At 47.3% G+C, this 13,414-nt stretch carries 12 protein-coding genes; all 12 read right to left on the bottom strand.

Annotation, left to right across the window (positions count from 1 at the left end; all coding sequences use genetic code 11):
* Positions 1–552: 552 nt before the first annotated feature.
* The 12 genes from A3849_RS20800 to rhaD all read right to left on the bottom strand — a co-directional run bounded on the left by A3849_RS20800 (position 553) and on the right by rhaD (position 13,410).
* Complete coding sequence (locus tag A3849_RS20800; RefSeq protein ID WP_074113139.1) at positions 553–2,034, bottom strand: oligosaccharide flippase family protein; 1,482 nt, start codon at positions 2,032–2,034, stop codon at positions 553–555.
* A gap of 81 nt (positions 2,035–2,115) precedes the next feature.
* On the bottom strand, positions 2,116–3,240 hold the full coding sequence (locus A3849_RS20795) for an amidase domain-containing protein (protein ID WP_074113138.1): 1,125 nt from the start codon (positions 3,238–3,240) through the stop codon (positions 2,116–2,118).
* On the bottom strand, positions 3,237–3,926 hold the full coding sequence (locus tag A3849_RS20790) for a class F sortase (RefSeq protein ID WP_143191876.1): 690 nt from the start codon (positions 3,924–3,926) through the stop codon (positions 3,237–3,239). The genes A3849_RS20795 and A3849_RS20790 overlap by 4 nt, the downstream gene beginning before the upstream one ends.
* Positions 3,910–4,209: a hypothetical protein gene (locus tag A3849_RS20785; protein ID WP_074113136.1), complete on the bottom strand. Its 300-nt coding sequence runs from the start codon at positions 4,207–4,209 to the stop codon at positions 3,910–3,912. The genes A3849_RS20790 and A3849_RS20785 overlap by 17 nt, the downstream gene beginning before the upstream one ends.
* 168 nt (positions 4,210–4,377) lie before the next feature.
* Positions 4,378–5,607: a family 8 glycosyl hydrolase gene (locus A3849_RS20780; protein ID WP_074113135.1), complete on the bottom strand. Its 1,230-nt coding sequence runs from the start codon at positions 5,605–5,607 to the stop codon at positions 4,378–4,380.
* Positions 5,608–6,048: 441 nt separating this feature from the next.
* Positions 6,049–7,521 (bottom strand): nicotinate phosphoribosyltransferase, encoded by a 1,473-nt coding sequence (locus A3849_RS20775; protein WP_074113134.1) that lies wholly within the window; start codon positions 7,519–7,521, stop codon positions 6,049–6,051.
* A gap of 45 nt (positions 7,522–7,566) precedes the next feature.
* Positions 7,567–8,109, bottom strand: a complete 543-nt coding sequence (locus A3849_RS20770) for a cysteine hydrolase family protein (RefSeq protein ID WP_074113133.1) — start codon at positions 8,107–8,109, stop codon at positions 7,567–7,569.
* A 13-nt stretch (positions 8,110–8,122) separates the two neighbouring features.
* On the bottom strand, positions 8,123–8,893 hold the full coding sequence (locus A3849_RS20765) for an NUDIX domain-containing protein (protein ID WP_371916018.1): 771 nt from the start codon (positions 8,891–8,893) through the stop codon (positions 8,123–8,125).
* A gap of 48 nt (positions 8,894–8,941) precedes the next feature.
* Complete coding sequence (locus A3849_RS20760) at positions 8,942–9,394, bottom strand: YlbF/YmcA family competence regulator (protein WP_074113132.1); 453 nt, start codon at positions 9,392–9,394, stop codon at positions 8,942–8,944.
* A gap of 24 nt (positions 9,395–9,418) precedes the next feature.
* Positions 9,419–11,026 carry a tRNA (N6-isopentenyl adenosine(37)-C2)-methylthiotransferase MiaB gene (gene miaB, locus A3849_RS20755; protein WP_074113270.1) on the bottom strand — a complete coding sequence of 536 codons (1,608 nt, stop codon included), beginning with the start codon at positions 11,024–11,026 and terminating at the stop codon, positions 9,419–9,421.
* 265 nt (positions 11,027–11,291) lie between these two features.
* Positions 11,292–12,386, bottom strand: a complete 1,095-nt coding sequence (locus A3849_RS20750; RefSeq protein WP_074113131.1) for an NADH:flavin oxidoreductase — start codon at positions 12,384–12,386, stop codon at positions 11,292–11,294.
* Between the two features lie 178 nt (positions 12,387–12,564).
* Positions 12,565–13,410: a rhamnulose-1-phosphate aldolase gene (rhaD, locus tag A3849_RS20745; RefSeq protein ID WP_074113130.1), complete on the bottom strand. Its 846-nt coding sequence runs from the start codon at positions 13,408–13,410 to the stop codon at positions 12,565–12,567.
* Positions 13,411–13,414: the final 4 nt, after the last annotated feature.

The raw sequence follows: 13,414 nt of genomic DNA, 5'->3' as shown, positions 1-13,414 counted from the left end.
TTAGTGTCAAGTAGAATAACATCCTTATGACTTTTTCAACGATTGTAACTTGATTTTGCAAGTCGCGAAGTGACATATCTTGCATTTTCCACGCCTCAGGAATCACAATAATTTATGGATTTCAATCGATTTCTTTATACGCGACAGTGCTGCGTTACTTTAATAGAAGATAATCTGCCATAAAAACGACAACATGTGAATATTGTGTGTTAACCCGCACTTCCCAAGTCGAATGTGGAACAAATGTCACCCTTAATTTAGCAATAAAATTAAAAATTAAGATGTTAAAAATGTCACATAAAACATGGTCGGATCATAGTATGAGCAAAATCGTCAATGATCTTTATTCCTTTGACAGGCAGTTTTTTTTGCGTTCGATTATTATCACTAATTTCCTTGAAAAACCCGTTATCCCGGATGCGTTTCGATTCCTTTTTCCGCCTTTTTAACGCATTCCGTTAGTGTCTCATAACCAAACTATAATGCACAAAAAAGCCCGCCAGCATAAAATCACTGACGGGACAATGTTTATGTATTCACTTGATGTTAATATCACAGAAATTTCCGTATACAGCGCAAATAAATATACCCCCCTGTAACCGCAAAAAATAAAACACCAATACATAAAAATCGCCACAGACTGATAATGTTTTCTGAAGGGGGAGTCGAAAGGGCCATTCCTAGAAGTATGCAAATTCCGAATGTTAAATCACATAGCAAAGGTTTCACAACCCTCTTTAAGTTCACTTTTGAGAAGAATAACACTTTAATATTCCAAATAGAAGCCATTGTTTCAAGCAACAGAATTGCAAGAGCAGCCCCCTTATATTCATAACCAGGGATTGCCACCAAAAAATATTGGACCATGATTGAACATACAATTCCAGTAAGTATCCCCATGAAAGGATTCTTCCGGTTATCCTGCGCCCATAAAATACTGGTAGAAATCTCTCGAAAACCAACGATAAGCGGGATTGGGGATAGATATCTAATCACATTACTTGCGTTATCACTATGAAAGATGTAATAAGATAACTCGTCCGAGTAGAAAAACAAAAACAAACTTGTTAGGCCTCCCCATAACCAACATGTACATATGGCTGTATTACAAAGACTATTGAATTTCCTCTGGTTACCTTGCTGCCATTCCGCAACTATTTGACTGGTTAAGATATGACTCAGTGCTCCAATAAATAACGTAGGCGCATAAACCACAATAACAGCCATTCCATAAATAACTCCGTATATAGCGGTAGCTTCAGAAGCGCTGTTTCCTGCTGCGACCAGACGATCAGGAATAATTAGTGCATCAAGGAATTCCGAAAATGGAATTAACAGGCGGGTAGCTGAGATCGCTAACGAAGTGTTCACGAACCAGGACGTCGTTAATAATTGATCTGGAGCCCTGTTAAGGGGGAACTCTGCTTTTTTAAGAGAAATGCATGCAATCATTATAATTAAGGAGAGGAACGCACCTAAAAAAGTACCGTATAGTCCATATCCAACTGCCCGTTCTACACCGAGTGACAGTAGCTGTCCAACAATCAACAGCATGAATACCGTTCTGAAAGCCTGCTCAGCGATCTCAGACAGGGCGATGATCCCGATTTGCTTCAACCCTTGCAAGTATCCTCTAATTAATCCGAGAAGGGGAACTATCCACAAGGATGGGGCAAGGCTGCGAATTGCATATGTTAGTCCAGGGTTTCCAAGCAACTGGCCAATAGTGGCTGAATTCTTAAAAATGCTCAGACCAAGAACGCAACCGGAAAGAATGAGACAGAGGAACACTACCTTAAAAATCCTCCAACCCTGCTTAGGTGCTTTAGCTGTTGCAATTGCAAGCGTTGTTGGAAGACCGCTGGTGAGCATCAAAATGAAGCCGTAAAAGGAATAGGCAATTTGGTACAGTCCTATTCCTTCAGCACCAACGATTCTTGTAAGGATCACACGGCCAGCCAGTCCAATCAATTTCACTATGAACATGGCACCGGCTCTGATTATAAATTGATTGAGAAGCCGCGGTATCCCCATGATTCCCTCCAGCATAAAAATAGATTCTATCTCTATATTTATGACTGTGAACCCGCGATATGCTGACAAGCATTAACTTACTCAATCTTTGATATGAAATAACTGATATTTGGTATCCCGATCCCACCCTAAATCAAAAGGGACACGATACCGGTCTGCGGTGTGCGAATTGACCAAAGGATAACCATAATCATCAAACCCGACTACAACAGAAAAGTGGTCCGTATCGTTATGCCGCAATATATAGCCTATAAGATCACCAGCCTGCAGCTGGGAAATGGCTCCCCCGGGATATTTTTGCGAAGGAGTGACAATATGATGGTAATCGCCTTTGGCAATCAGAGCTCCATACCCGGATCTGGTTAAGTAATTACTAAAGGCATCCGTCTGTACCCAGGTTTGCGTTCCTCCTGAATTCGGAAAATAACGCCAGCCTCCCGCCATATTCAACCCCCCTCCTTCCTCTGGGTCACCAATAACTTGTGAAGCAAAATTGGTACAGTCTCCCCCCTTACCCGTGTAATCCAGGTATTTTTTATTATAGTGATGCTTATTTCCTGCTCCCCAAGCAGCACCAGCGTATTTATTGGCATAATGTACAGCCCGTTTCCGTTTATACTTTTGTCCGTCTGCAGGCTCGGACTTTGCCCGAACTGCTGGGGCTATGCCCTCAGGTCCATCTGCAATTTTGGCAGGGTTCTCATCCAGCGGATCGAGGTACCATTCCCGGGCGATCTTCCAACGGCCTTCACTTTTCTTTAATGTGAGAAAGTGCCTCGTTCCAACACCGAAGACTTGCTCCTGCATGACTTTATTGATATATACATATCCTACTTTATGAGATTGTACCAAGGAGATTCGGGCCTTATCCTCAACAATGCTCTGACGGATAATACGAATACTTGACTCTGAGCTCGTCAACTTCAACGCCCTTTTCTCGGCCCACTTGTTTACATACTCTTCCCGCAAATGCTCATGCTGCAGTGCCATTTGGCTAGCTTTTTCCGGAAGGTAATATTTATTAATGGACTCCGGGTGCGGATGAATGAATGCCTCCGCCCGGGCCTTGAACATTTCGTTCAGCTCCGCTTCTATTTCATGCTTGTCCGGTTCAGCCTTTGCACCGGGTAACGGAAAAAACAATGTGGCCGCAAAAATAATGCCTGCGGCAGCACAGATATACATCTTTCTTGTGAACTGTTTCATAGTTTCTCACCTATCTTCGCAAAGATGACTAATCTTTGTTCATGTTCTTTCTTCTTTCTGCTATACCTTCCTGTACAGGTGATCAGATTCATGCGGTATTCATCGGTATTCCCAAATATCCGCTCCACTGGTGCTTCTGCCGGGGTAAAAACCTCTGCTGATTCGACTGTGTAGGTTAACCTGTGTTTCAGCTGGTCAGAGACAATAATCAGATCCCCCTGCTTCAGTTTTTTCAGCTTGTAAAAAACCGCCGGCCCAGTATAGCTGTCCACATGTCCGTCGATAATAACATTTCCCTTTTCCCCGGGTAAAATTCCGGGATATAGTATTCCCGTCACACCCGTGTTCTTAGGCACGTCCATTTGGCCATTTGCAAGGATGGTAACAGGCTTGATTACTGCCTTAACTGAAATGGAGGGGATTTCTATTATATCCGGCAAAAATTTCACCGGAGGAACTTCAGACTTCTTGACCTCCAAAATCTCCGGCTTATCTGAAGGAGCCGGGGAAACTTCGGGGATTAAGGTTTCCGCTTTCTCATGGTTGCCGGAGTGGTTGTCCATGCAACCGGCAAGACTAATGCAAATGAATATCACAAAAAATAAAGCAGCCCATTTTCTCATGTTTAGAAAAGAAAGAGGGGGAAGTGATCCGCCCTCTTTCGTCCTCCTATTCCATTTGCTCACTGGCACCGCCAAAACCGGATTTTGGCAGTTTGGTTGCTTTTATTTTTATTCCTTTGGCTTCCATGCTTTTTGCCTTCATGCTTTTCTCTTTCGTGATTTTCTCTTTCATGCTTTTCTCTTTCATGCTTTTCTCTTTAGTGCTTTTTGCTTTGATTCCTTTAGTCTCATGTTGTTGCATATGCATTTTCTTTTCGTGTTGAGTCTCACTAGGTGATGCTTGTACCGCAGAAGCAGTAGATAGCATAAGACATACTGACATAATCGCTATTGAGATCTTTTTCATTTATAACCCTCCTTAAAAATTGTTCCCCGCATAATAATATCTCCATAATGATTTATTTTAGTGGAGTAAATTCATCCCATTCCTTCGGGACCCATCATTTCTCATATGTACAAAAAAAAGCCCATCCGTTGCCGGATAGGCCGATGCTTCATTTGTGACACGTATAGTTTAGTAGGTCCACCAGTTACCGGACATCACAATCATTGAGAACAGCTTGATGCTGTCTTCGTAATAATCTTCCGCTGCGCTGCCAGAGGTATGACTCCAGAGAGAATTGAGCCAAGACTGATTGGCTGAGGAGGTCATTGCGCTTACGCCAAAAGGAGCATAAAAAGCGCCGCTGTTATAGCTTCCAAATGTTGACCCGTTCAGCTTGTAACCGTCCTTAATATTGCCCGGAGTGCTGCTGACCTTCGTTTTGATCCAGCCGTTGAGCTGGTTCAATGGATTCAAGGCGCGGGTATCCCCGGTGAGCAGATAGTCCGTTGTAATCCGCCATGGTGTGCGGCAGGAGTTATAATTGTAATTCCCGTCATTCGCATCTTCCAGAAAGCCCCCTGCAGCCGGTTTGTAGACGCCTCCGGAGTACACAACGAAGTCAGGTAAGAGACCGGTGCTGGGGCTGTATCCAGTGTAAAGACTATTAATAATGGTATAGGTTTTGTCCGTTACGTTCTGCCAACGAGAATCTCCCGTCGCGGCCTGGAAGGCTTTTAAATGATTCAGCATGAAGTCTGAAGGACGTGTGGCCGTATTATACGTACCGCTATTGGCCCAATCCCCAAGCCGGATCGTCCACTGGGTCAAATTAATTTCGTTATCCATAATAGCGTCAATAATCTGATTAGCCGCCTGCAGATAGTTGACCGTTCCATTGCTGCCCCACTGCTTATGGGCAAGCAGAAGGGAGAATGCAATGTCCATGTCACCGTCGGTTGCGGAGTCTTCGCCTTCAATATTCTGGAAGCTGCTGTTTTGTTTCCAGGACATTAAATAAGGGTTGATCGCACTCGGATGCGCAGTGTAATAGTTATAGAGCCCGTTATAGTATGTCTGCGCGTTGCTGTCGTAGCCGGCCATTAGCACCGTGAACAGCATGCCATAACCATGCGCCTCTGATACTGTTTCCCCGTCCGAATTATATTTGACATAATATTTGCCCGTACCTGCCGGCTTGAGATATGCTGCTTTCCATGCGTCCCATTTGGTCTTCACGGCATTGTCCATCACGGTTTGAGTTACATTATTCGGCTTGATCGTCCCGCTAGTATACGTAGTATGCTGTGGAAACGGTTTGTTCACAGCTGCAAATGCAGAGCCCGCAGGCAGAATAAATATGGCCAGACATAACAATACTAGCGATTTCCAGTGCAACCTGCGCTTTCCTTGATTTTCCATCAACAATCACTCCTCAAAGTTTGGTAGACATCGGCTTCATCAATGAGCTTTGTGTAAAACACGCCTTGGAAGCATACCCGTGAGTAAGAAACTTTTCGGACCAAATATCATACAGACTGGACCCTCACCTCCCTGGCAGCCTAGAAAACAGCAGCTTCCGGGACGCAAAAGTTAAAGCGCTTTAACTTTTGCGACAAAAAAATAAAACATTACTACCTGATAATTTGAAAACTACCTGATAATTTGAAAATAAGAACATAATTAATATATTATTCCAACGCTCTGATGTAAATAGGCAGATTGTCCTATGGAATAAATTTACCAGGTAAAGTGTGGATAGCTGAATTGTAGGGATACTGCTTTTCTACATATAAAAAAGGCCGTTCCACAGAGAAGCTCTACTGCAGGAACGGCCTCGCCGTCATCGCTCACTATTGGGTTTCAGCTCATTTCATCGTTCGGGTCCGGCATCAAATGCTCTGCAATCAGCTGCTGCTTGCGGGTCCATACCTGCTCACTGAGATTCACGCGGTATACTTCGGGATTCAGCTTGCGGAGATACTCCGGCCAGAACAAATCAATCTGTTCCTGATGATAGCGGCGGATTTCATCCAGATCCGGCAAAGTATAGACCTGGAACCCGTTCACAAAGATCGGCTCGAGCATCGGCATAGCCTTATATTTCTCTACATACTTCTGCAGATAGGGATGCAGCGGGTTGAACAGCTTCAGGCGGGCACCGCTCTGCGGCTCTTTTTCCCCGGGGAAGCTGATATAGTCAGCGAGAGCTTTGCCTTTGGGCCCGATGATCCGGAAAACATCCTTTTTGCCTGGAGAGGATACTTTCTCCGGGTTGGATGAAATCTTGATCGTCGGGACCATTTCGCCGGAAGGCGATTCAATTTCGACAAGTTTGTATACACCGCCCAAGGATGGCTGATCCGAAGCCGTGATGAGTTGTGTACCGACACCCCAAGTATCAATGGCCGCTCCCTGGGATTTCAGGTTCATAATCGTATTTTCATCCAGATCATTGGAGGCTACGATCTTCACGTAGTCCAGTCCGGCTTCATCCAGCATTTTGCGCGCCTGGATGGACAAATAAGCCAAGTCACCGCTGTCCAGCCGGATACCGTTCATCCGCTTGCCTGCCGCTTCCAGCTTCTTAGCCGTATTGATCGCATGCGGCACACCGCTACGCAGCGTATCGAACGTATCCACCAGCAGGGTAACACCATCTGGCATCACCTTGGCATAAGCATCGAAGGCCTCCTGCTCGCTGGCAAAGCTCTGTACCCAGGAATGAGCATGGGTTCCCTTTGTGGGGATACCGAACTTTTTGCCGGCCAGCATATTCGAGGTTGCATGGAAGCCCCCGATATAAGCTGCCCGTGCGCCCCATACAGCTGCATCTGCTTCCTGCGCACGCCGTGTACCGAACTCCAGAAGTGTATCCTTCGGAGCTACCTGCTTAATCCGCGAGGCCTTTGTGGCAATCAGAGTCTGGTAGTTCATAAAGTTCAGAATAGCTGTTTCTACCAGCTGCGCCTCCATGATCGTCCCCTCGACGCGGATAAGCGGCTCATCCGGGAAAACCAGGGCACCCTCCTTCATGGAATGTATACTGCCCTGGAAATGGAACTGCAGCAGCTCTTCGAGAAAAGCAGGTGCATAATTCTCTTCCTGCTCCGACAGGTAGCGGATATCATCCTCCGTGAAACGCAACTCGGCTATATACTGGGTTATACGCTCCAGCCCGGCGAATACGGCAAAGCCATTCCCAAAAGGAAGCTTGCGGAAATAGGCTTCAAACACGGCTCTGCGCTTATGACTTCCGTTCACCCAATGGGCGTACATCATATTGATTTGATATTTGTCTGTATGTAGAGCAAGTTCTCTCCTCAAAATCCTCATCTCCTAGCTTTTCGCTGATGCTCTCTATAAATGGTGAACTGGTGGTTATTCTGCTGCTACAACGTTAGCTCCGAGGCTTCCGATGAAATGTCCAAGCGCCCAGGCATGCCCTTCCGGATTGAAGCTGGCCACCGCATCCTTGTGAACGACAATACTGAAGCCCTTGTTATAGGCATCCACTGCGGTATGCAATACACAGATATCTGTACATACTCCGGTTAGGTGCAGCTCGGTAATCCCCCGTTCACGCAGCTTCAGTTCCAGATCCGTACCACAAAAGGCGCTGTAACGTGTTTTGTCCATCCAATATATTAAATCCTGATTCTGATCGTATACGTCTTTCAGACTGCCGTATAGCTCACGACCCCCGGTACCCCGCAGATTATGCGGCGGAAACAGCTTGCTCTCCGGATGATAGGGATCATTCTCCTCATGCAGATCGACAGCCATCACCACGTAATCCCCATTATCCACGAACCTCTGTGTAAGCTCACTGATCCGTGGTGCAATATCTATACCGGGCTGCCCCACGGGCAGACTGCCGTCCACAAAATCATTAGTGAAGTCAATTACGATCAAGGCTCTCATTTCACTATCCCTCCTAGGTATAGATTGATAACAAAGGCTCATGATCCGTGAACATGTAGAGCTGAGCCGGACGCTGCGAATACTGGTTGGAGCTGACCGGATTGCCGGCTTCATCCCGTACTTCCTTTAATATGCCCTGACGGCTGCGGGTTGAAGTGATTTTGCGGATAAAATTGGGCTCTTTGAATTCAGGTACGACAGTCTGGATCACCTGATACAGTTCACTTAGTGTGAAGTGACGCGGCAGAAACTGCCTGGCAATCGTCGTCTGCAGCATTTGCTGCTGAATCCGCAAATAAGCATCCGAAATAATGTCATGATGGTCAAAAGCAAGCTCAAGCTCCTCAAGCGCTTCCTGCAGCGTGAACAGTCCAACCTCATCCGCATCATCGGAAGCTTGTCTATGCTCCAGCATCCATTCTTCCACCAGCGCAAAGAACGCATGGCTGATGATCCATCCGCGCGGATCGCGTCCGGGCTTACTGTAGACGCCCAGATATTCCAAATGTCCGCCGTCTACACCGGTTTCTTCCTTCAGCTCACGGGTCGCGGCATCATAGATGGACTCATCTTCCTGGCAAAAGCCGCCCGGCAGCGCCCACATCCCGGCACACGGCCATTTTTTGCGTTTCACGAGCATGACCTTCAGTTCACGCAGCGGAAGCGTCTTGGTCACGGTCTTCCGCTCGCGTTTGGTCAGGGTAAACATGACAATATCGGCCGGAACACCGTCCGGCGTGCGGTATTTTTTGACGTTATAGGTTTGTTCCCCGTTCTCACTCACAATGAATCATCCTTTGCCGCAGCTTATTTAATGTGGTCTATTCTTGATTTAGTCACCACAGGTCGAAGGAGGAGCTTCGGTACCCGCTTCTACATTGATTTTCTCCGAGACGGTGTCCCGGATCACAGAAATGACGAGCTGCAGCAGATAGTTAATGTCGCTCTGGCTTTGCTGGAACTCATTTACGACCGGAATTCCGTCAATCTCATCCTGCAGGACTTCAATTTCGCGTTCGATTTTGGCGACCATTTCCTTGTTCTTGAAGCTTTCAAACGCCACAATCTCTTTCTGTTTCTTCTTGATTGTAGCGATGAGGCCTTGCACCCGTTCATGATTCTGTATCTTCTGCTCAGCCTGCTGGAAATGCTTCACTTCTTCGCTGGTGGAAATGAGCGAGGCAAGCTCCTTGGCTTTGCCCATAATATCCTCTCGCACAATCAGGTCACGGGTATTGTAGGTGTTCATTCCGTATTGGTTCACACGCGGTTCTTCCTGGCTCATTTCTATCGCCCCATTCCTCTATGATTATAGAATTGCCGCAGCTTCAGCTACGCAATCCCCTTTGATATACCATGTCTTCGTATCGGTAATTCTAACGTGAACAAAGGTTCCGATCCATTCCTTCGGCCCTTCAAAATGCACCAGTTTGTTGGCGCGGCTGCGTCCGGACAGCACATTCGAATTGTTCTTGCTCTCGCCTTCCACCAGCACCTCGACGATCTCGCCAAGCATCCGGTCATTGCTGTCCCGGCTCTGCTCCTTGATCAGATTATTCAACCGTTGCAGACGTTCACTCTTGACCTCCAGAGGCACATTGTCCTCCATGGAAGCTGCCGGTGTACCTTCACGCGGAGAATAAATGAAAGTATATGCCATATCATAGCCCACTTCGCGTACCAGGGACAATGTATCCCCGAACTGCTCTTCGGTTTCACCAGGGAAGCCAACAATAATATCTGTAGTCAGCACGGCATTCGGCACGCTGGCCTTGATTTTCCGGACAAGCTCCAGATACGTCTCGCGGCTGTATTTCCGGCTCATTTTCTTCAGCACCTCGGTACTTCCCGACTGCACCGGCAAATGGATATGCTCCGTCAGATTCCCGCCTTTGCCGAGCACTTCAATTAATTTATCGTCAAAATCGCGGGGGTGCGATGTCATGAAGCGGATGCGCGGAATATCAATCTTCCGCATATCGTCCATCAGGTCCCCGAATGTATAGTCTATATCAGTAAAATCCTTGCCGTAGGCATTAACATTCTGCCCCAGCAATGTTACTTCCTTAAAGCCTTGCCGTGCCAGCTCACGCATCTCAGCAATTACATCTTCAGGACGGCGGCTGCGCTCCTTACCCCGCGTAAACGGTACAATGCAATAGGTACAGAACTTGTCGCAGCCATACATGATGTTCACCCATGCACGCATGCCCTCCCGCTTCTTGGGCAGGTTCTCAATAATGTCGCCTTCCTTGGACCAGACCTCTACGACGAGTTCTTTGCTAAAGTACGCTTCCTTCACAAGGTGAGGCAGGCGGTGGATGTTATGGGTACCGAAAATCATATCCACAAACCCATGCTTGGACATTATCCGCTTAACCACGCCTTCCTCCTGGGACATGCAGCCGCAGACGCCAAGCAAAAGACCCGGTTTCTCCAGCTTCAGATTCTTCAGGTGTCCAAGCTCGCCGAATACCTTATCTTCCGCATTCTCCCGGATGGCGCAGGTGTTCAACAGAATGATATCCGCCTGATTACGGTCCTCGGTGCCGAGATATCCCATCTGCTCCAGGAGCCCCTTCATGGTTTCAGTGTCATGCTCATTCATCTGGCAGCCGTAGGTGGCTATGGAGTAATAATGCTGCTTGTGCCGGTTGATCTCTCTGAATTCTTCCATAATCCGGTTCGTTTCCGTGTTCTCGAAGTCAATAACCTCAATTTCCTGCTTGCCCCGGCGTTTGCCTTCCTTGTAATCCGGGTTGGAATTGATCTGAACAGTACGGCCCTTGATCCGGTAGGTGGTTTTGCCTTCTTCCTCACTGATGACTTTGGCATCAGAGAAATCAAAATATTTCGAGTAATCCTTCGAACTACCCTTGCCGGATTTTAAGTCCGGTGAGTTATTCCCCATTGTCATGGTTTCACGTCCTTTATTCATGAAGCTCTGCAGTATCTGCAAGGCTGAAATTGTAATGCTCAAGTAAAAATTATAGCATAAATCATCCATTCCGGTAATCAGCGGGCCAAGTGGAAACGGTTTCGCCGTCCTTTTTTAAGGACGGCACCGTTTCAGCGAGAAAGAGAAGGATAACTTTATAGCGTGAAACATATAAATTCTTATCTTTTTAAAGAAAAAACCGCCCTGGCCAGGGCGGCTATAAATTCAGTATATCCTAACCACTTTAATATAGAGTCTTCGTCGCTTCAGAAGTAAAAGCAATAATCTCGTCTGTTCTGCCACTCTGTACCTTTGCAGGCCAGGCAGGATCACTGATAAGAGCTCTGCCGACAGCAACTAAGTCGAATTCAGCATTTTCGAGTTTCTCCAGCAGACGTTCGATATTATCTTCTTCATTTTTTTCGGTAACTGCGGTTACGAACTCACTGTTCAAACCAACAGAACCAACAGTAATTGTTGGTTTTCCAGTGATTTTCTTCGTCCAGCCCGCCAGATTCAGCTCGGAGCCCTCAAATTCAGGCAGCCAGAAGCGGCGCGTCGAGCAGTGGAAAATATCCACACCGGCATTGCTAAGCGGAGTGAGGAAACGAGCAAGTTCTTCCGGTGTCTGCGCCAGCTTGGCGGAGTAGTCCCCGCTCTTCCACTGCGAAAAACGGAGAATGATTGGAAAATCCGGACCGACCGCGCGGCGGCAGGCATCGATGATTTCAACGGCAAATGTCGTCCGTGCTTCCAGATCGCCGCCGTACTCATCCGTCCGTTTATTGGTTTTTTCCCAGAAAAATTGGTCGATCAGGTAGCCGTGTGCACCATGCAGCTCAATTCCGTCGAAGCCTGCTGCTTTGGCATCAGCAGCAGCCCGGGCGAAGGCAGCTACAATTCCGTCAATTTCCGGCTTGGTCATTGGTTCTGTAATCTGTTCACCAGCCAGGTCCAGTCCGGAAGGGCCAACCGGCAGTGCCTCTACATTCGGTAACTGGCCAATGGAACGGGCCATGCCGACATGCCAGAGTTGTGGAACGATCTTGCCGCCAGCGGCATGAACCTCTTCCACAACTTGTGCCCAGCCTTTAAGTGAGGCTTCCCCGTGAAAATTCGGGATATTCTGATGGCTGACCGCTGACGGATGGTTGATCGCCGTCCCTTCGGTAATGATCAGGCCCACTCCGCCTTCAGCACGGCGGCGGTAATAGGCAGCAACCTCTTCACCAGGGACGCCATTCGGCGAATACACGCGGGTCATAGGTGCCATTACGATACGATTGGGAAGGGACAAGCTTCCTGCCTGAAATGGAGCAAACAATTTATCAGTGTTCATATTCAGCCTCCGTTAATTAATATAATTACTTTAAGTAAGCATATTATGCCTGTTGTAACTATTAAAAGCAAATGAAGGAGCTGGGGGACTATGCACACACAAACCGGACACAACAGTTCACTGTTGTGTCCGGCCATAGGATTCAGATAAAGTCTCTGCTTCAGGATTCGTTACAATTCTATAATTCCAAAATTCCTGCTTTTGGCGTTACGCGGAAGGCTGCGGCCAGATCGGCCAGTTGCCGGTCCGTAATCTTCTGTTTGATTTCTCTGCCGCCAATCAGATTGTAGACAATTGCCGCCTTTTCGATTGTTTCCACGAGCCCGAAGGTAGCATCCATGGTTGCACCGGTGACAAATATCCCGTGCTGCGGCCAGATCACCACGCGATATTCTTTCATTTTGTCGGCGGTAGCCCGGCCGATTTCACTGCTGCCCGGAACGATCCAAGGAATGACACTGACACCATCCGGGAAAACAACCAGACATTCCGTGCACATTTCCCAGAGGGTTTTGGTGAATTTCAGCTCATCCAGATCATGGGTGAATGTCATAGCGATGACATTCGTAGCATGAGTATGCAGCACAATGCGGTGCGTAGGATCGACCTTAAGACGTTCAATATGGCTCATGAAATGCGAAGCCAACTCACTTGTCGGCACTGCTCCGTCACGAAGGCCCCACAGCACTTCTACACTCTCTCCGCTGTCACTGACACGCAGGACGCCGAGATTCGCTTCCGGATCCTTGATCACATTGCGGAAGTATTTGCCCGAACCAGTGACGATGAAATATTTCCCAGCCAGCTCCTGTACCGGAAAAGTCAGCTTAATCGTCCGTAAAGACTCGCGGATGTTGATATACTTCGCTACCTCTTCCTCATCCAGCAAGTAACTCACGTTGCCGCCGTTCAGCTCATCCCAGCCGAGCGACCACATGTGATGGGTAATTTCCGACATCTCCTGTATAAATGGCGCTTCTATAGAGGCAATATAACCTTTAGATTCAATTACGGATGTACTCATATGT

Source organism: Paenibacillus sp. P46E, assembly GCF_001909095.1.
Taxonomy (GTDB): Bacteria; Bacillota; Bacilli; order Paenibacillales; family Paenibacillaceae; genus Paenibacillus_AQ; species Paenibacillus_AQ helianthi.
This window is presented reverse-complemented; position numbering and strand designations above follow the sequence as displayed.

Bases quoted from the DNA above. Each gene is read 5' to 3' on its own strand.
- A3849_RS20800 (WP_074113139.1), bottom strand. From the start codon at position 2,034: ATGGGGATACCGCGGCTTCTCAATCAATTTATAATCAGAGCCGGTGCC.
- A3849_RS20795 (WP_074113138.1), bottom strand. From the start codon at position 3,240: ATGAAACAGTTCACAAGAAAGATGTATATCTGTGCTGCCGCAGGCATT.
- A3849_RS20785 (WP_074113136.1), bottom strand. From the start codon at position 4,209: ATGAAAAAGATCTCAATAGCGATTATGTCAGTATGTCTTATGCTATCT.
- A3849_RS20780 (WP_074113135.1), bottom strand. From the start codon at position 5,607: ATGGAAAATCAAGGAAAGCGCAGGTTGCACTGGAAATCGCTAGTATTG.
- A3849_RS20775 (WP_074113134.1), bottom strand. From the start codon at position 7,521: ATGAGGATTTTGAGGAGAGAACTTGCTCTACATACAGACAAATATCAA.
- A3849_RS20770 (WP_074113133.1), bottom strand. From the start codon at position 8,109: ATGAGAGCCTTGATCGTAATTGACTTCACTAATGATTTTGTGGACGGC.
- A3849_RS20760 (WP_074113132.1), bottom strand. From the start codon at position 9,394: ATGAGCCAGGAAGAACCGCGTGTGAACCAATACGGAATGAACACCTAC.
- miaB (WP_074113270.1), bottom strand. From the start codon at position 11,026: ATGACAATGGGGAATAACTCACCGGACTTAAAATCCGGCAAGGGTAGT.
- A3849_RS20750 (WP_074113131.1), bottom strand. From the start codon at position 12,386: ATGAACACTGATAAATTGTTTGCTCCATTTCAGGCAGGAAGCTTGTCC.
- rhaD (WP_074113130.1), bottom strand. From the start codon at position 13,410: ATGAGTACATCCGTAATTGAATCTAAAGGTTATATTGCCTCTATAGAA.